Source organism: Mesorhizobium sp. B2-7-1 (assembly GCF_006440735.1).
In the GTDB taxonomy this organism is placed as follows: Bacteria; Pseudomonadota; Alphaproteobacteria; order Rhizobiales; family Rhizobiaceae; genus Mesorhizobium.
Window position 1 is genome coordinate 25803 of record NZ_VFUA01000007.1, and the last position, 18375, is coordinate 44177.

Here is an 18375-nt window from a genome sequence, read left to right on the forward strand (position 1 = left end):
AAAGTGGGAACCGGTTTTGGGGTAAGATCATGCCGAACCAGCTAGGCCGTCGGGCCTGGGGGACATCTGAACCGGCCGGACCGCTTTTGCGGCCCGGCCTTTGACAGGAATAGAACCAAATGAATTTGACGGTGTTTGGGATTGGCTATGTCGGTCTCGTCCAGGCCGCAGTGCTTGCCGAGGTCGGCCACGAGGTGGTTTGCGTCGATATCGACGAGAAGAAGGTGGAGCGGCTCAACCAGGGCCTGATCCCGATTTTCGAACCCGGCTTGGAAGCCCTCGTCAAGGAAAACCACGCGGCCGGCCGCATCCGCTTCACCACCGACGCGGCAGCGGCGGTCCGGCATGGCCAGATCCAGATGATCGCGGTCGGCACGCCGCCGGGCGAGGATGGCTCGGCCGACCTGAAATATGTGCTGGCCGTCGCCGAGACCATCGGCCGTGAGATGGACAGCGCCAAGATCGTCGTCGGCAAGTCGACCGTGCCGGTCGGCACGTGCGAGAAGGTGAAGGCCAGGATCGCCGAAACGCTGAAGAAGCGCGGCCGCGAGGATCTCGCCTTCGATGTCGCCTCCAATCCCGAATTCCTCAAGGAGGGCTCGGCGGTCGCCGATTGCATGAAGCCGGACCGCATCATCGTCGGCACCTTCAGCGAGGACACCGAGATGGTGATGCGCGAGCTCTACGCGCCGTTCAACCGCAACCACGAGAAGATGATCGTGATGGATGTGCGCAGCGCCGAATTCACCAAATACGCCGCCAACTGCATGCTGGCGACCAAGATCAGCTTCATGAACGAGATGGCCAATCTCGCCGAGCAGCTCGGCGCCGACATCGAGGAGGTGCGCAAGGGCATCGGCTCGGATCCGCGCATCGGCTACCACTTCATCTATCCCGGCCTGGGCTATGGCGGCTCCTGTTTTCCGAAGGACGTGCGCGCGCTGATCAAGACCGCCGAGGGTGTCAAGTTCGATGCCAAGCTGCTGCGCGCCGTCGAGGAGCGCAACAATGCGCAAAAGTCGGTCCTGTTCGACAAGGTCAACCACTATTTCAAGGGTGCGCTCAGGGGCAAGACGTTCGCCGTCTGGGGACTCGCCTTCAAGCCCAACACCGACGACATGCGCGAGGCGCCGTCGCGCACGCTGATGGAAGCGCTGTGGGCGGCCGGCGCCAAGGTGCAGGCCTATGACCCGGAGGCGATGCAGGAATGCCAGGCGATCTACGGCCTGCGCGACGACCTGCTCTTGTGCGGCACCAAGGAGGCGGCGCTGCGCGGCGCCGACGCGCTGTTGATCTGCACCGAATGGAAGAGCTTCCGCGCGCCGTCCTTCGACGCGCTCAAGGACGCGCTGACGACGGCGGTCATCTTCGACGGCCGCAACCTCTACGATCCGAAGGTGATCGCGCGCTACGGCATCGAATATTTCTCGATCGGCAGGATGGCGGCATGACGATGGCCGCAAGCCTCGAGGACAGCCGCCGCCGCGAACGACAGCGGGGCCGACAATGACCATGCGCGCAAAGCAGGAGGGTTCGATCTGATGGTGCTCGACGTTCGGCCCGAACAAATCGCCAGCGAGCATTTCGATCTCGTCGTCATCGGATCCGGTTTCGGTTCGTCCTTCTTCCTGCACGAATTCCTGAAACGGCGCAAAGCCCGCGTCCTGGTGCTCGAATGGGGCCGCCACAACACGCATGAGTGGCAGCTCAGCCAGAACGCCAACACCGACATCGACGACGAAAGCACCTATAAGACCGACAATGCCGACAAGCCGTGGAACTATACGATCGGCCTTGGCGGCGGCACCAATTGCTGGTTCGCGCAGACGCCGCGTTTCCACCCCAACGACTTCAAGCTGAAGAGCACCTACGGCGTCGGCAACGACTGGCCGATCAGCTATGACGAGCTCGAGCCGTTCTACGGCGACGCCGAGGAGATCATGTCGATCTCCGGCGACCCCGACATGGCGCGAATGCTGCCGCGCTCGCGGCCGTTTCCGCAGCCGCCGCACCGCATGTCGACGCCCGACCGCATGATGAAGGCGGCGCAGCCGGATCAGCATTTCGTCATGCCGACCGCCCGGGCGCGCGTGGCGACGTCGCAGCGCGCCTCGTGCTGCGCCAATCTCAGATGCTGGCTGTGCCCGGCGGATGCCAAGTTCACCGTCAACAACGGCTTGATGCATGTCTTCCAGCATCCGGAGGTCTCGGTCTGCCTCGGAGTCGAGGTGCGCCGGTTCGACCATGTCGGCGGCGCGGTCCGTTCCGTCGTCTTCACGCAGCAGGGCAAGGAATATTCGGTCAGCGGCGATCTCTTCATCCTCGGCGCCAATGCCATACAGAGCCCGGCGATCTTGCTGCGCTCCGGACTTGGCGGCGAGTTCGTCGGCCTGGGTCTGCACGAATCCTATGGCTGGAATTACGAGGCCTATCTCGGCGGCGTCGACAATTTCGACGGCTCGACCATCACCACTGGTCTGAATTTCGGCCTCTACGACGGCCCGCATCGCGCCGAGCACGCGGCGGCGCTCGTCTATTTCGAGAACCGCTGGCAGCACGGCATGCGCGCCGAACCGGGGCGGCTGCGGCAGGTGCTGCCGCTGGTCATTGTCACCGAGAACCTGCTCGATCCGGAAAACCGCGTTATCCTCGACAAGGACGACAACGCCTTCGTGACCTTCAAGGGCGCGTCGGACTATGCGACCAAGGGCATGGCGAAAGCGCTGGAAAGGCTGCCGGAACTGCTCAAGCCGCTGCCGGTCGAAGAGATTTTCGATCGCGGCATAAGGCCGACCGAATCGCATGTGCAGGGCACGCTGCGCATGGGCACGGGCCCGGCCGACTCCGTGGTCGACCGCGACATGGTCCATCACCAGCTTAGGAACCTCGTGGTTGTCGGCACCAGCACCTATCCGAGCTGTTCCTGCGCCAATCCAAGCCTGACCGCGGCTGCCCTGTCCTTGCGGGCGGCGGGCAAGCTGGCAGCATGAGGGAGAGCCCGATGAAGATCACGCGCCGCACCGCACTGGCCATCGTCGCCGGCGGGATTGCCTCCACCGGCATCGCGGCCGCTGCCGTCTCGTCCTTCTCGGACGAGGACCTGGTTCGCGTCACGCTGGAGAAATATTTCGGCCCGCTCAACATGCGCATCGAACACCTGCAGCAGTTCGTGCTCGAATTCCAGAACCGCAACCCTTGGATATTCCCGAGCGCCAAGGTGGCGGACGTGGTGACGCTGGCGGAAACGGTGAAGCTCGGCAAGGCGCGCGAGCTGCTGCCCCAGGACAAGCGGCGCGACCTCCGCCATTTCGACCGCTGGGTCATCGCCGAGTTCCACATGCTGACCGATTATGCCTGGCGCAGCTCGCCCGACGATCCGATCCGCTTCACCGGCTGGCATCCATGCACCAATCCCTTCGCCAATCTGGAACCGCAGAATGCGTAAGGCAGGCGGAACAGAAGCTCTTTGCTTTCACGCAATTCCGGACGGAAAACCGTCCCGCACTTTTCCTGGAATTGCTCTAGCATGAGGTCCCCAATGGCTGCGCAGCGCAAACCGACGGTCACCGTCATCGTCCCTACCTTCAACCGGGAAAAGTTCCTGCCCGAAGCCATCGACAGCCTGCTGCGGCAGACTGTGGTGCCGGATCAGATCCTGATCGTGGACGACGGCTCGACGGACAACACCGGCGCGGTGGCGGGCGCTTTTCCCGCGCCGGTCGAATATTACCGCAAGGAGAATGGCGGCAAGTCGACGGCGCTGAATTTCGCGCTGAAGCACTGCAGGGGAGATTTCGTCTGGATATTCGACGACGACGACGTCGCGCATCCGACGGCGCTCGAGCGGTTTCTCGCTGCCTTCGAGCAGGATTCGGCGGCGGACTTCGCTTTCGGCGAATATGCGCGTTTCCAGCGTTCGGCACAGATCGCGGAGCAGGATTACGAGATCGTCGCCTTCGGCCATGTCGCCCAAGACAATTTCTTCCCGTCCCATCTCGAATATTGCCACGTCCACCAGCCGGGCCTCCTGGTGCGCCGCAAATGCTATGACGAGGTGGGAGGCTTCAACGAGACCCTGGTCCGGTCGCAGGACTACGAGATGATGCTGAGGCTGGCGCGGCGGTTCAAGGGCGTCAGGGTCGACGGCCTGATGTTCTTCCAGCGCCAGCACGACATGGTGCGCGGCAGCACCAAGGTGGTGATTTCCTATACCGACCGGATCAAGGCCTGGGGCTCGTACGACCGGGTGATCATGGAAGCGATCTACAAATCGGTCGATCTGCATGAATATCTCGACCGCTCGGAGCAGGCCTTGCCGAAGACGGCCGATCTCGAGATGCAGGCGCTGCTGCAGCGCTCGAGCATCATGGCCAGGAAGGGCCTATGGCACCACGCGGCCGAGGATATCCGCCGCTATGCCTTGCTTGCCGAGCGGGCCGGAAAGACGTCGCTCAGCGACAAGGAACGCGCCATCGTGCGGCGCACCTTCGAAGCCTACGACACGGGCCTGGCCACCGCCCCCGCCGACGAATTCGTCTCGGCCGTGAAGGGATGGAAGGCGGGAGCCCTGAAGACCGATATCGTCAGGGAATACATGCACTCCTTCCCGCATTTCCTCGTCCGCGATTTGAAGGCGGGAAAACTGGTTCCTGCATCGAGGCTCTGGCGGGAGTACTCGACGTTGTCTCTTTCAGGCTCGGTCGGGCGCCTCTGTCGGGCGATGACGTCGAAGCTTCCGTTGCTGCGCGGCGCAAGCTGACGGCCTGCAATTGAGCGCCGGATTGCCGGACAACGCTGGACCGAATTAGGAGCCGACCGATGAAAGTGCTTTTTGCAAGCGGCAACGGATACATCCCCGAGTTTACCGGCGGCGTGCAATCCAACACCCATCATCTGGTCGAGCAGCTGATCGAGCACGGTCACCAGGCCTCGGTCCTCGCCTCGCTGTTCGGCGACGGCATGTTCGGCTTCAAGGCGCGCGCCAAGATGAAGCTGCTGCGGCAGCCCGCGGTCGTCGACACTTTTCCAGGCTATCCGGTGATGCGCGCCTGGTTCCCCTGGGAAGCGGCCGGTTTCGCCGTCGGGAAGACCAGACCCGACGTCGCCGTCGTGCAGTGCCATAAGTCGGTCCTGCTCGGAAAGGCGCTTCTGGCCGAAGGGGTGCCGTTGGTCGTCTATCTCCACAATGTCGAATTCCATGAGCTCGCCGGCGATCCGCGTGAGCTCGGTTCGGCCTTATTCATCGCCAATTCGGAGTTCACGGCGCGCACCTACAAGGAAAAATTCGGCATCGAGTCCATCGTGCTTCCGCCGACCATCAACGACGCGCTCTACTGCACGCACACGACCGGCGAATTCGTCACCATGATCAACCCCTACGAGGAGAAGGGTTTCGACCTGGCGGTCAGGATCGCGGCTGCCTGTCCGGAGATCCCGTTCCTTTTCCTGGAAAGCTGGAAGCTGGACGACGACCATCGCGCCCGCATCGACAAGACCATCGCGCCGCTTCCGAACGTTACGCTCGAAAACCGCACCAACGACATGAAGACGGTCTATGGCCGCACCAGGATCCTGCTTGCCCCGAGCAAATGGGAGGAAGCCTGGGGCCGCGTCGCGTCAGAGGCGCATTGCAGCGGCATCCCTGTCGTCGGATCGAAACGGGGCGGCCTGCCGGAAGCCATCGGGCCCGGCGGCGTGGTGCTCGACTACGACGCCCCGCTCGCCGACTGGGCTGCGGCGGTGAGGCGCCTGTGGAACGATCGCCAGGAATACGAACGGCTATCGGCCGCGGCTGTTGCCTTCTCCAAACGCCCGGAACTCGATCCGGCGCGGCAGCTGGTTGTGTTTCTCGATCTGCTCGAAAGGGCGGCCCGGCAGGGCGTCCGGCGCGCGGCCTAAAAGCATGTCTCCCGAAAGTGGGAACCGGTTTCGAGGCAAAGACATGCGCAAAATCAAAAGCCTAAAGCGCAAGGAGCGAATCTGAAAGATCGCGACGCGCTTTAACGCTCTACGCCGGGCGCTTCACCCGGTTCTTCAGGGCCGCGTAGCCGCGCTCGCCGAGCAGCGCCCGGGCCGTCGCCTTGACGGCCTGCTTTCGCCCGTCGGTCGAATTGATCTGCCTCAGCCGCGCCGGCAGGTTGCGCGCCGCCTGCTGCAGCGCCGGCAGCGACATCGGGTCGGGCAGGCTCACAACGTTGGTTTCGACGCACAGCACCGGCTTGCCGGAGAGCCTGGCGATCCTCTGCGCCTGCTCGTGCTCGCTCTCGATGAACAGGATGGCGTCCGATTTGCGGTAGAATTCGGCCTTGAAGCTGCCATGCGCGCCAAGCCGCTGCCGCTCGGCCTTGTTCGGCAGATCGAGCATGATGAGATGATCGTATTTGATGTCGCGGCTGGCGAGCCATGCCTCGGTCAGCTTGCGGTATTTTTCCAGCCGGCTCGTCACCAGCCAGCCGATCTTGCGTGTCGGCGCGAGCAACGGCCGCGCCTCGGCCAGGAATTTCTCGTAGGCCGGGCCGTCGTCGTTTTCGTCCTCGGTCGGGTCGAGGCAAAGCACGCCGTCAATGTCGACGCAGCACTGCTCGAGGAACATATGATGCATGAAATTCCACTGGAACATCCTGGGATGCGGCACGGCCTCGAAGACCATGTCGGTTTCCTCGTGCTGCAGCGACAGGCCGAACACGGCGGCGAAGATGAAATCGCCCTTAATGCCGCTGACCGCGACCTTTTCGCGCGCATCGCGCATGGCGGTGCCGCCGATGATGCTGTCGTCGATCACCAGGACCTTGCGCATCTCGGAAGCCTGCCGGTCGAGGCCTGCCCAGCGCTTGGTGATCCCGGACGTATAGATCCTGCCGGCCAGGAAGCTGTCGAGATCGGTCATCGGGATGTTCGCGATCAGGCTGACCATGGTGCCGGCGAGGATGCCGCTCCTCGGCACGCCGACGACCAGGTCGATATCGCGCGGCAGCCGGTGCAGGTTGCGCACGATCGCGTCGTTCATGTCTGAAATCGATCGGTAGTTCATGCGGTTATCCCTGTTCTGAGATCAGCGTGTCGCGCGGGCTCATTTCGCCCCGCTGGGGGCGGCGGAAAACCCTCGTGCCGGGACCAGCCGCAAGGCCTCGCGAAGCGCGTCGCGGCCGGCGCCGAAGGCGAGCGCGACGACAATGGTGGCGGCATAGGAGAGCGCCGCGCCGGCGGCCAGCGCGACGACGGGCGGCGCCTGCAGCATTGGTTTGACGATCCAGACCAGGCCGAACGCCACATGCGCGCCAAGCACGAAAGGCAAGGCCGCGTGGAGCACATGGCTGGCCTTGAGCGGTCCGTGCCTGCCGACATAGAGCCACAGGAAGGGCGTGCGCATATACTCGCTGATGGCGTAGGCGACCGCGACGCCGAGCGCGCCGTAGGGAAGGCCGATGGCGAAGGCCAGCACCGAGGTCACCGCGGTGACGATGCCCCAGCGCATGAAGTCGCCCGAGCGGCCCTGGCTTACGAACAGCCATCCCGCGGGGTTGTTGAGCGGCTGCAGCAATCCGGCAAAGCCCAGCGCCAGGAAGATCGGCGCGCTTCCCCGCCACTGCTCGCCGAGCACGAAGGGAATGAGCGTGTCCGACATGGCGGTGGCGAAGGCGACGCCCGGGAGCGCCACCAGAAGGATCAGCGGCATGACTCGCAGATACGCGCTGCGGTAGCGGTCCGGCTCGTCCTTCAATCGCGACAGCGCCGGCACCATCACCTTCGCCAGCGGATTGGTGATCTGGCTGAGCGGGAAGAGCAGAAGCTTGTAGGCGCGGTCGTAGAGGCCGAGCTGCGCCTCGCCCCAGTATTTGCCGATCAGCACATTGTCGAGGTTGCGGGCGAAGAAATTGGCGAAATTGAAGCCGGTGATGCCGGCGCCGAAATTGATCAGCGCGCCGATGCCGTCGACCTTGCGCGGCAGGCCGGGACGCCAGCGCGAAGAGTACCAGTAGCACAACGTCGGCAGCACGGCGCTTGCCAGCGTGCCGGCGAAAAGCGCCCAATAGGAGCGGTCGATGAAGGTCCAGGCGATCGAGACGCCGACACCGACGATGGCGCTGGCGATGTCGATGATGGCCAGCCGCGTGAACTCCATGCGGCGCGTCAGCAGCGCCACATGCTGGGCCCCCAGGCCATAGGCTATGATCTGCAGGCCGAAGGCGGCGACGAGGCCTGTCACGCGCGGCTCGCCATAGAAGGCGGCTACCAGCGGCGCCGAAGCCGCAAGCACGCAGGCAAGCAGCGTGCTCACCGCCACGTTGATCCAGAACAGGTAGTTGACTTCCTCGTGGCGGATGCCGGTCTTCTGGATCGTCGCCTGGGTCAGGCCGAAATCCTGGAACAGCGCGATGAAGGCAAGCACCGGCGCGCACATCGCCACGACGCCGAAATCCTGCGGCGACAACAAGCGCGACAGCACGATGACGGAGATGATCTGCGTCGCCACCCGCACGCCTTGCGCTATCGCGGTGACGACCGCGCCGCGTCCGACCGATTTGCGCAGCGAGCCCTCAGGCGGATCGAATGCACTGGTTTCCAAATTCAGGATCCCTGATCTTGCATCGGTCCGACATCGTCGAGACCGGCGCCCGCCGCCATGCATAAGCTACCGCAATACGTTTTTGCAGTGCAACAAAAAATGTGCGGGCATTTGCTACGCCGCACCAAAATTGTTGCGATGCAGCAAAAGCTGTACTAGCATCCCCGATGGGTGGGCCCAACAGCGGTCGAGTTACATGCTGCATGTCTTGTACCTTGTGCATGACGTATCCGACCCGGCGGTGCGCCGGAGGGTTCAGATGCTCAAGGCAGGCGGCGCCAGGGTCACCCTGGCGGGCTTCCGCCGCACCACCAGCCCGGTCGCCGAGATCGAGGGTGTCGAGCCTGTCGACCTCGGCGCGACGCGCGACGGCCGATTCGCGCAACGCCTCGGCGCGGTCGCCAAGGCAGCCATGTCGATCGGCGCGAAGCTGGGCGCCATGCCCACGCCCGATCTCATCATCGCGCGCAACCTCGAAATGCTGGCGCTGGCCCGCCGCGCCAATGGCGCGCTCGGAGGGAGCATGCCGATCGTCTATGAATGCCTCGATATCCATCGTCTTGTGCTGCGCGACGATTTCGTCGGCAGGACGCTGCGCGGCGCCGAGCGTCGTCTCGCCCGCGACGTGAAGCTCCTGGTGACGAGTTCGCCCGCCTTCATCGCCAATTATTTCGAGCCGTTCGGGCAGATCGGCGCGCCCGTCGAGCTGATCGAGAACAAATATTTCGAGGCGGCGTCCGTTGTCGCCGCGCAGTCTTTCGAGGACGACAGCCCGGCGACGCCGCCGTGGCGCATCGGCTGGTTCGGCGCGCTGCGCTGCCGCCGCTCGCTGGAATTGCTGGCCGATTTCACCCGCCGCCAGGCCGGGCGTTTCGAGGTCGTGCTCAGGGGCCGCCCGGCGCTGTCCGAATTCCCGGACTTTCGCGGTTTCGTCGAGGCCGAGCCCTGGCTTTCGTTCGAGGGGCCTTACCGCAACCCGGAGGACATGGCGGCCATCTACGGGGAAGTGCATTTCTCCTGGGCGATCGATTTCTTCGAGGCCGGCCAGAATTCGGAATGGCTGCTTCCCAACCGCCTCTATGAGGGCTGCCGCTTCGGCGCCGTGCCGATCTCGATGGCCGGCACCGAAACCGGCAGGTTCCTCAAGGGGCAGGACATAGGCGTGCTCCTGTCCGAAGCCACGCCTGAAGCCATCGAGACGATGCTCGGCCGGATGGATCAGGACCGATATCGCGGCCTGAAGTCGCGGGTGTTGGCGCGCAATCCCAGGATCTGGAGCTACGACCGCAGCGACTGCGCAGCCTTCGTCGACAAACTGCGCGGCCTTGCCGCGATGCCTTCAAATTTTGCGACGACGGAGGCGGCGGCGTGATGGCGGGAGACGCACAAGAACCGATGACGCGGGCATCGATCCTGATCGTCATTCCCTGCCTCAACGAGGCAGCCCATATCGGCGGCCTGCTCGACCAGTTGCGGCCCGCGGCGGCACAGCTTGGCGGCCGCATCGTCGTCGCCGACGGCGGCAGCGACGACGGCACGCAGGCCATCGTCGAAAAGGTCGTGGCGCAGGATCCCCGCGTTATCCTGCTCGCCAACCCGAAGCGCCTGCAGAGCGCCGCCATCAATCTCGCGGTGGCGACCCTCGGCGAAGGCGCCGACTACCTGATCCGCATCGACGCGCATGGCGGCTATCCGGACGATTACTGCGACCGGCTGGTCGAGGAAGCGCTTGCCACCGGCGCCGATTCGGTCGTCGTTTCGATGCTGACCGCGGGCACCGGCGCCGTGCAGAAGGCGGTCGCGGCGGCGCAGAATTCCAAGCTCGGCACCGGCGGCTCGAAGCACCGGCATATGTCCGAGGGCGAATGGGTCGACCACGGCCATCACGCGCTGATGCGCATCGCCGCGTTCAAGGATGTCGGCGGCTATGACGAGAGTTTCAGCCACAACGAGGACGCCGAGCTCGACTACCGGCTACGCCAGGCCGGCTACCGCATCTGGATGAGCGGCAGGACGCAGATGGTCTACTATCCGCGTTCGACGCTGAAGAGCCTTTATTTCCAGTATCTCGGCTATGGCCGCGGCCGCGCCAGGAACGTGCTGAAGCATCGCATGGTGCCGAAGGTCCGCCAGATGATCCCGCTGCTGGTGGCGCCGGTGGTGCTGCTCGCCCTGTTCTCCTTCGTCCACTGGCTGGCGGCAGTGCCTTTCCTTTTGTGGGCGGCGGTGTGTCTCGGCTACGGCCTGGCGACGGCGATACGCCAGCGTAACGCCAGCATCGCGCTGGCCGGGGTCTCGGCCATGGTTATGCATTTCGGCTGGTCGGTCGGCTTCTGGCAGCAGCTTTTGACGCCGCGCTCGCAGCGCAAGGTGGCGTGATGGCCGGGCGCTCGATCGATATCTGCATCTGCACCTTCCGCCGGCCGGAGCTGGCCGACACGCTGCGCTCGGTCGCCGCGCTGGAGAAGCCCGCGGGACTGGAGATCGGCATCGTCATCGCCGACAATGACGACGAGCCCAGCGCCCAGAAGCTGGTGAAGGCACTGGCCGAGGAGCTGAGGCTGCCGGTCCGCTATCGCCACGCGCCGGCGCGCAACATCTCGATCGCCCGCAACGCCTGCCTCGATGCCAGCGTTTCGGACTTCGCCGCCTTCATCGACGACGACGAGACGGCATCGCCCGGCTGGCTGGTCGAGTTGGTCACGACGGCCGATGCCACGGGCGCCGCGGCCGTGCTCGGACCGGTGCGGGCGCATTATCGCCAGGACGCACCGGCCTGGATGCAAGAGGGCGACTTCCACTCGACCTTGCCGGTCTGGGTGCGCGGCGAGATCCGCACCGGCTACACCTGCAACGTCCTGCTCAGGATGACCGATGCGAGCCTGCGCGGCCGTCGCTTCAGCCTGGCGCGCGGCCAGACCGGCGGCGAGGATACCGAGTTCTTCGATGCCATGGTCAAGGCCGGCGGCCGCATCGCCTTTGCGCCTGATGCCTTCGTCGACGAGGTGGTGCCCCGCGCCAGGGCCGCATTCGACTGGCTGCGCCGCCGCCGCTTCCGTTTCGGCCAGACGCATGGCCATCTGATCGGGCACGGCACCGGCGGCGTGCGCCGCGCCGGCCAGGTCGGGCTGGCTTCGGCCAAGGCCGCCTACTGCTTCGGCATGGCGATTTTGACCGCGATCAGCCCGGTGCGACGGAACCGCAGCGTGCTGCGCGGCATTATGCACGTTGGTGTCGTCAGCGGTTTGGTCGGCGTCCGCGAAATCCGCCAGTACGGCCTCACTTCGCCAGAACAAGGGAACAAGCGTGCAGCCTGACGTCAGCTTCGTCATCGCCGCCTATAACGCGGAGGCCACTCTCGACCGCGCCATCGCCGGCGCGATCGCCCAACTTGGCGTGACCGTCGAGGTCATCGTCGTCGACGACCAGTCGCGCGACGGCACGCTGGATGTGGCGCGCGGCTATCCGCAGGATATCGTCAAGGTGGTCGCGTTGCCCGCCAATCGTGGTCCCGGCGGCGCCCGCAATGCCGGCCTCGACCTCGCCAGGGGCCGCTGGGTGGCGGTGCTCGATTCCGACGATGCGGTGCTTCCCGACCGCCTTGCCACGATGATCTCCCGCGCCGAAGCGGCGGGTGCCCAGATTGCGGTCGACAATGTGCAGGTCGTGCGCGAGGACGGCACGCCCGACGACACCATGTTCCCGGCCGGCTATCTCGAAGGCTTGCGCGAAATTTCGCTCGCCGACTACATCGCCGGCAATCTGGTCTTCGAATCGCGCTTCAATTTCGGCTATCTCAAGCCGATCTTCCAGCGCCGCCTCCTCGACGACAACAGGCTGCGCTACGACGAGAAGCTGCGCATCGGCGAGGACTACATTCTTTTGGCGAGCGCGCTGGCCAGCGGCGGCCGCTGCGTGGTCGAGCCGACCGTCGGCTATGTCTACCACATCCGCACCGGCTCGATCTCGCGGGTGCTCGAATTGCATCATGTCGAGGCAATGATGCGCGCCGACGCCGCCTTCGCGGCGGCATATCCCATGGACAGCGGCGCCCGGGCGGCCTTCGCCAGGCGCGGCCGCAGCCTGCGCAAGGCAGCGTCGTTCCTGTCCCTGGTTCAGCACATCAAGGCGCGCGCGCCGCTCAAGGCGATCGGCGCGGCGATCAGGGATCCGGCCGCGATCGGGCATATGAGCATGCCTATCGCGGTCCGGCTGAGAAGGATTGCGGCACAAGTTCGCCGTCGGGGCGGGGAGACGAAGCATGCGGGCGATTTGATAGCCAGCGATAAGTAGAAATCTTTTTCTCTCAGAAGGAATATCAGATGCAGAAAGTCAGGAAGGCAGTCATCCCGGTCGCGGGGCTCGGAACGCGGTTCCTGCCGGCGACCAAGTCGATGCCGAAGGAGATGCTGCCCGTCGTCGACAAGCCCGTCGTGCAGTATGCCGTCGACGAGGCCTTCGAGGCCGGCATCGAGCACATTGTCTTCGTCACCGGCCGCAACAAGGCGGTCATCGAGGACTATTTCGACCTGCATCCTGAACTGATCGGCACGCTGGAACAGACCGGAAAGAAGGCGCAGCTCGAATCGCTGGAGAGCCTGCTGCCGATGGCCGGCGCCACCTCCTTCATTCGCCAGCAGTCGCCGCAGGGTCTCGGCCACGCCGTATGGTGCGCGCGCGACGTGATCGGCAACGAACCCTTCGCGCTGCTGCTGCCCGACATGGTGTCCTTCGGCGCGCGCGGCTGCCTCGCCGAAACGGTCGATCTCTACCAGCGCACAGGCGGTAATGTGATCGCCGTCGAGCGCTGCGACCCGGCCGAAACCGGCAAATACGGCATTGTCGGCCGTGGCGACGAGGTCGGTTCCGGCTTCAAGGTCACCGAGATGGTCGAAAAGCCCGCACCGGCCAAGGCGCCGTCGAATTTCTACATCAACGGCCGCTACGTGCTGCAGCCGGAGATATTTGCCCTGCTCGGCAACCAGCAGCGCGGCGCGGGCAATGAAATCCAGCTCACCGACGCCATGGTGCGCCTGGCCCGGAGCCAGCCCTTCTACGCCCAGCCTTTCGATGGCCGCATGTTCGACTGCGGCTCCAAGGAAGGCTTCATCGAGGCCACCATCGCGTTTGCCCTGGCGCGCGACGACATGAAGGGGCCTGTCTTCGAGATGCTGCAGCAATTCGTCCGGTCGCATGAGCGCCGGGAAGTAGCCGCATAATGCCCATGTTTCGGGTGCATATGCGAACCCGCGATGGCGCGACAGCCATACAAGCGCCCGGGCCTTCCGGCCCGGCGCATCCTGGCAACGACGTTGCGCGGTCTTTTCTGGTCACGACGCCGATCTACCAAGGCCGATAGCGCCTGCAACCTGGAATTGGACCGAAGATGAACTATGCCAACTTCCCTCTCGACAAGAGGATGCCCTTGCCCAGTACCGATCCGGAAAAGGGTGAAGACTTCATCGATGTCGAGCGTCTGCTTGGCATGGCCGCCCGACAGGCCAAGGTGGTGGCGGTCTGCGCCATCATCGGCCTGTTCCTGGGCGTGATCTATCTGCAGACCACTCCCAAGCAATACATGTCCGTGGCGAGCGTCCTGATCGACGAGGGCCTGAACAAGGTCGTCGACGACATTTCGGCGGCGTCGCAAACCGTTCAGACCGACGCTTCCTTTCTCAGCCAGGTCGAGATTCTCACCTCCGCACGGCTGGCGTCGGTGGTGGTCGACAAGCTGAAGCTCGACCAGAACGACGCATTCATGAACCCGCCGCAATCGGCCCTTGCCAAGGGCGTCGGCTTCCTGCGCGGCGTGGTCGGCTATTTCCGCGGCAGCTCGGCCGATGACATCCCCGGCATGCAGAATGTCGACGAGGCGACGCGCCAGGCCATGATCAGGACGGCGCGCCACGACTATGCGGTGCTGAAGCTGCAGAGCGAGGTGCTGGCGCAGCGCAACGGCCGCAGCTACGTGCTTTCCATCGGCTACCAGGCGCCCGATCCCGCACTGGCCACGGCCATCACCAAGGCCTATGCCGATGCCTATCTGGCCGACCAGCTCAACGCCAGCTTCGACGCCACCGAACGCGCGGCCTTGTGGCTGCAGGGCAGGCTCACCGAATTGCGCGAAAGCTCACAGCAGGCAGCGATGGCGGTCGAGAAGTTCAGGGCCGAGCACGGGCTCTCCGCCAACAGCGACGGCCAGTTGCTGAGCGACAAGCAGCTCGCCGACCTCAACGCCCAGCTCATCGTCGCCCAGGCCGATACCGCCAGGGCCAGCGCCCGCTATCAGCAATACAAGGCGATCGTCGACAGCGGCTCCGAAAGCGCCTTCAACGATTCGGCCATCGGCGCCGACCAGCCGAGCAGCTCGGTCATCATCGCGCTCAAGACCCGCTATCTGGCCATCGCCAAGCGCCTTCAGGACGTCGAGACGAATTTCGGCAAGGACCACCCGCAGGCGGTCGCGCTGACCAAGGAAAAGGCCGATGTCTCGGCGCAGATCTTCGGCCAGCTGAAGCAGCTCACCGAAAGCTACCGCAACGATTTCGAAGTGGCGCAGGCGCGCGAGACGGCGCTGCGCGACAAGATTTCCACCGCCGCCGGCAAGAGCTCGATCGACAACCAGTCGCAGGTGAAGCTGAAGGAGCTCGACCAGCAGGCCCAGGCGTTGACCACGCTCTACCAGACCTTCCTCAGCCGCTATGAGGAGGCCTCGCAGCAGCAGTCCTTCCCGGTCGGCAAGGTCCGCATCATTTCCGACGCGACGATGCCGCTCGCGGCTTCCAGCCCGCGCACCTTGCGCGTGCTGTCGCTGTCGCTGGTGCTCGGCCTGATGCTTGGCGCCGGCTTCGGCGGCCTCAACGAGTTCAACGAGCGGTTCTTCAGGACGGGCGAGGACATCCGTGACCGCGTCGGCCTGAAATTCCTCGGCTACCTGCCGACGATCGGCGGCGGCAAGGCAAGGGATTCCAAGCCCGACGACCTGCCGGCCGACGGCAAGGTCGCCAGCCTCTCCGCGGCCGAGAAACGGGCGCGCATGCGCGTCAGCATCGACGCCCCGGCCTCGATGTTCGCCGAGACGCTGCGCAACGCCAAGATCGCCTTCGACGTCGTGATGGAAGACCGCGGCAGCCGGGTCATCGGCGTCATTTCGGTGCTGCCTGGGGAAGGCAAGTCGACGGTGGCCGCGAACCTCGCCGGCCTGCTCGCCGCCAACGGCGCCAGGACCCTGCTCATCGACGGCGACCTGCGCAATCCGGGCTTGAGCCGCAGCCTCGGCATGGAGACCGAGCAGGGCTTGATGGAGGCGGTGGTCAACGGCCAGACCTGGCAGTCGGTCGGCAAGGTCGACCGCCAGACCAAGCTTGCGATCATTCCGGCCGTGCTGCGCGGTCAGTTCTCGCACACCAGCGAGCTTCTGGGCTCGGCCGGCATGCGGCGTTTCATCGAGAACGCCAAGGAGACGTTCGAATACATCATCGTCGACCTGCCGCCGCTCGGGCCCGTCGTCGACGCCAAGGCCTTCGCGCCGCTGGTCGACGGCTTCGTGATGGTCACCGAATGGGGCCGCACGCCGCGCAACATGGTGCGTTCGATGCTGGAATCAGAGCCCTATATCGCCAACAAGGTGATCGGCGCGGTGCTCAACAAGGTCGATCTGAAGAAGCTGGCCAAATACGGCTCACTCGGCGGCTCGGAAAGGTTCTTCGACCGCTATTCGACCTACTATCTGGATAAGTCGGAATCGCGCGCCAAACAAGCTGCTTGAGGCGGCCTTACGGTTGGAAAAACAAGGACACGGGGCGGCTCAGCCTGAAATGGCGTGCCGCCCTAATCCTGTGAAGACAGCAGCCGGCCGTATTTGCCGACGATCCTGAGCGCGGTCAGCCGCCCCGTTTGAAAGGCGCCGGTGTCGATGTCGAGTCGGCGCCCGTCGAGCGTCGGGGCGTCGACGATCGTGTGACCGTGCACCACCCAGCGGTCGAGGCGGTGCGCCGCCTGGAAGAACTCTTCGCGGATGTTGAGGAGGTCGCCTTCGTCTTGCGCCTCGAGCGCGATGCCGGGCCGGATGCCGGCATGCACGAAGACGAATTGGTCGGAGCAGATCATCGCCGGCAGCGTGCGCAGGAAGTCGACATGGCCGGCGGGAATGGCCTCGCGGATGCGCGCGTCCGCCTGCTCGCCCGAACCGTAGAGACTTGTCAGGCGATCCGGGTCGACGCCGTAGGAGAACAAGGTTTCGCGGGCGCCATAGCCGAGCCAGGGTTCGCGCGAAAGATGGCCGTCCAGATAGAGGAGCAGCGCGACCTCATGGTTGCCCACGAGGCAGACGCGCTGAAAGCCTTTCGGCGGCGACGCCATCAGATGTTCGATCACGCGCCGCGAATTCGGTCCGCGGTCGATATAGTCGCCCAGCATGATGATGATCTTGCGGCCGCGGAACCGCTGCGCGTCGAGCTGGATTTTTCCTTCCAGCGCGCGCAGTTCGTCATAGCAGCCATGCACGTCGCCGATCGCGTAGACGACCGTGTCGCGCATATCCATGACAAGGCGCTCGCGTGGAGCGGGTCGAGGACGTCTCGATCGTTGGAACAGGCTCACGGATTGAGGCTCGAATGCTTGCACTGATTTGCGCCTCGATATCATGCCGAATGCAAACAATTCCACACCGGCGCGTGCTCGGCGGCCGCGGTCGTCAGGCGGCCTTCAACCGATAGCGGAACAGCGTGTGGTCGAAGAGCAGCCGGACGCGCGGCTCGGCTTCGGCCGCGATCAGCCAGCTCACCGCGATCATGGCGGCGCCGACAATGGGAATGGCGGCCAGATAGGGCACGCCGGCGCGCGTCAGGGCGCCGAGCATCGCCGCGCCGACGACATCGTGGATGAGATAGAGCGGATAGGTCATCAGCCCGATGCGCCGCCAGCCGCGCCAGGAAAGGTCTAGGCGCAGCGACCAGGCCATCAGGGCGACCGCCGTGAGGAAGATGATGATCGGCGTCGCGTAGGGCATCGCGGCTTCCACCTTGACGGCGTGCACGTCGACCGAGCTCGCGATCTGCAGCGCGCCCCCGAGCAGGAACAGGGCCGCGAAGGCAAGGCGCGGCAGGGTTATCGCCTTGAAGCGCATCAGCCACAGAAGCACGCCGACGGCGAAGAATGCGCCGTGATGCACCAGCGTCAGCTGCAGCCAGCGCGTCTCGGCGAGATCGGTCCAGCCGAAGGCGAAATAGGCGCACCAGAACAATGTGCTGACGAGGCCGATGACGATGGCCACGGTCTCCATCAGGTCGAAGCGACCGAGCCGCAGCAGCACCCAGACGATCGCATAGAACGCGATCTCGATGCCGAGCGTCCAGTAGACGCTGTCCACCCATGGCTCGAAGGGCACGAACAGCCCCGTGCGGACGAGGCGGATCACGGCGTCCGTCGGCCAGGAGAGGCCCACCATAAGCAGGACGATCGCGGTGAACGGCGCGCAGATCCACACTGCCGGCACCAGCCGCCTGAAGCGCGCCTCGAAGAATTTCAGCGACGTGGCGTTCTCGGCGCTGAAGGCGATGACGAAGCCGCTGATGACGAAGAACACCTGCACGCCGACCCAGCCGGAGCCGGCAAAGGCCATCTCGGGATGGGGCGGGATGCCGCCGGTGGCGCGCGCCGAAATGCCGTCGGGGAAGGACCAGACCCAGAAACCATAATGATAAAACATCACCATGACGGCGGCCAGGAAACGCAGGATGTCGACGCCGCCGAATGTCGTCTTGTGCTGAGCCATGCCGTGCTTTCGGTATGGCCCCCCACGCGAAGTC

At 64.8% G+C, this 18375-nt stretch carries 14 protein-coding genes and 1 pseudogene; 11 read left to right on the forward strand and 4 right to left on the reverse strand.

Going from position 1 to position 18375, the window contains the following annotated elements:
- Positions 1-119 precede the first annotated feature (119 nt).
- The 5 genes from FJ471_RS04685 to FJ471_RS04705 all read left to right on the forward strand — a co-directional run bounded on the left by FJ471_RS04685 (position 120) and on the right by FJ471_RS04705 (position 5898).
- Entirely contained in the window at positions 120-1451 is a 1332-nt protein-coding gene (locus FJ471_RS04685; protein ID WP_140801996.1) for a UDP-glucose/GDP-mannose dehydrogenase family protein, read from the forward strand.
- Between the two features lie 90 nt (positions 1452-1541).
- Positions 1542-2990 carry a GMC family oxidoreductase gene (locus tag FJ471_RS04690; protein ID WP_140801997.1) on the forward strand — a complete coding sequence of 483 codons (1449 nt, stop codon included), beginning with the start codon at positions 1542-1544 and terminating at the stop codon, positions 2988-2990.
- Positions 2991-3001: 11 nt separating this feature from the next.
- Complete coding sequence (locus FJ471_RS04695) at positions 3002-3445, forward strand: hypothetical protein (RefSeq protein WP_140801998.1); 444 nt, start codon at positions 3002-3004, stop codon at positions 3443-3445.
- Between the two features lie 93 nt (positions 3446-3538).
- On the forward strand, positions 3539-4759 hold the full coding sequence (locus FJ471_RS04700) for a glycosyltransferase family A protein (RefSeq protein ID WP_181179167.1): 1221 nt from the start codon (positions 3539-3541) through the stop codon (positions 4757-4759).
- A gap of 59 nt (positions 4760-4818) precedes the next feature.
- Entirely contained in the window at positions 4819-5898 is a 1080-nt protein-coding gene (locus FJ471_RS04705; protein WP_140802000.1) for a glycosyltransferase, read from the forward strand.
- Positions 5899-6007: 109 nt separating this feature from the next.
- Here FJ471_RS04705 and FJ471_RS04710 read toward each other — a convergent pair whose 3' ends face one another.
- Both FJ471_RS04710 and FJ471_RS04715 read right to left on the reverse strand, forming a co-directional pair.
- A complete protein-coding gene (locus FJ471_RS04710) occupies positions 6008-7030 on the reverse strand; it encodes a phosphoribosyltransferase (protein ID WP_140802001.1) in 1023 nt (340 codons plus the stop codon).
- Between the two features lie 39 nt (positions 7031-7069).
- Entirely contained in the window at positions 7070-8566 is a 1497-nt protein-coding gene (locus tag FJ471_RS04715) for a lipopolysaccharide biosynthesis protein (protein WP_140802002.1), read from the reverse strand.
- 196 nt (positions 8567-8762) lie between these two features.
- On the opposite strand from FJ471_RS04715, the gene FJ471_RS04720 reads away from it, so the two are divergent.
- From FJ471_RS04720 to FJ471_RS04745, 6 genes and pseudogenes are all read left to right on the forward strand, one after another.
- Positions 8763-9938: a glycosyltransferase family 4 protein gene (locus tag FJ471_RS04720; RefSeq protein ID WP_140802003.1), complete on the forward strand. Its 1176-nt coding sequence runs from the start codon at positions 8763-8765 to the stop codon at positions 9936-9938.
- A 23-nt stretch (positions 9939-9961) separates the two neighbouring features.
- A complete protein-coding gene (locus tag FJ471_RS04725; protein ID WP_140802004.1) occupies positions 9962-10945 on the forward strand; it encodes a glycosyltransferase family 2 protein in 984 nt (327 codons plus the stop codon).
- Positions 10945-11883 carry a glycosyltransferase gene (locus tag FJ471_RS04730; RefSeq protein WP_140802005.1) on the forward strand — a complete coding sequence of 313 codons (939 nt, stop codon included), beginning with the start codon at positions 10945-10947 and terminating at the stop codon, positions 11881-11883. Before FJ471_RS04725 ends, FJ471_RS04730 begins: the two co-directional genes overlap by 1 nt.
- Positions 11873-12842 (forward strand): annotated as a pseudogene (locus FJ471_RS04735) (glycosyltransferase family 2 protein). Before FJ471_RS04730 ends, FJ471_RS04735 begins: the two are co-directional and overlap by 11 nt.
- A 46-nt stretch (positions 12843-12888) precedes the next feature.
- A complete protein-coding gene (gene galU, locus FJ471_RS04740) occupies positions 12889-13785 on the forward strand; it encodes a UTP--glucose-1-phosphate uridylyltransferase GalU (RefSeq protein ID WP_140802007.1) in 897 nt (298 codons plus the stop codon).
- 167 nt (positions 13786-13952) lie between these two features.
- Entirely contained in the window at positions 13953-16334 is a 2382-nt protein-coding gene (locus FJ471_RS04745; RefSeq protein WP_140802008.1) for a polysaccharide biosynthesis tyrosine autokinase, read from the forward strand.
- Positions 16335-16396: 62 nt separating this feature from the next.
- Here the strand turns inward: FJ471_RS04745 and FJ471_RS04750 are convergent, their stop codons facing one another.
- Positions 16397-17110: a metallophosphoesterase gene (locus FJ471_RS04750; RefSeq protein WP_246684611.1), complete on the reverse strand. Its 714-nt coding sequence runs from the start codon at positions 17108-17110 to the stop codon at positions 16397-16399.
- A 151-nt stretch (positions 17111-17261) separates the two neighbouring features.
- Complete coding sequence (locus tag FJ471_RS04755; RefSeq protein WP_140802010.1) at positions 17262-18341, reverse strand: acyltransferase; 1080 nt, start codon at positions 18339-18341, stop codon at positions 17262-17264.
- Positions 18342-18375 lie beyond the last annotated feature (34 nt).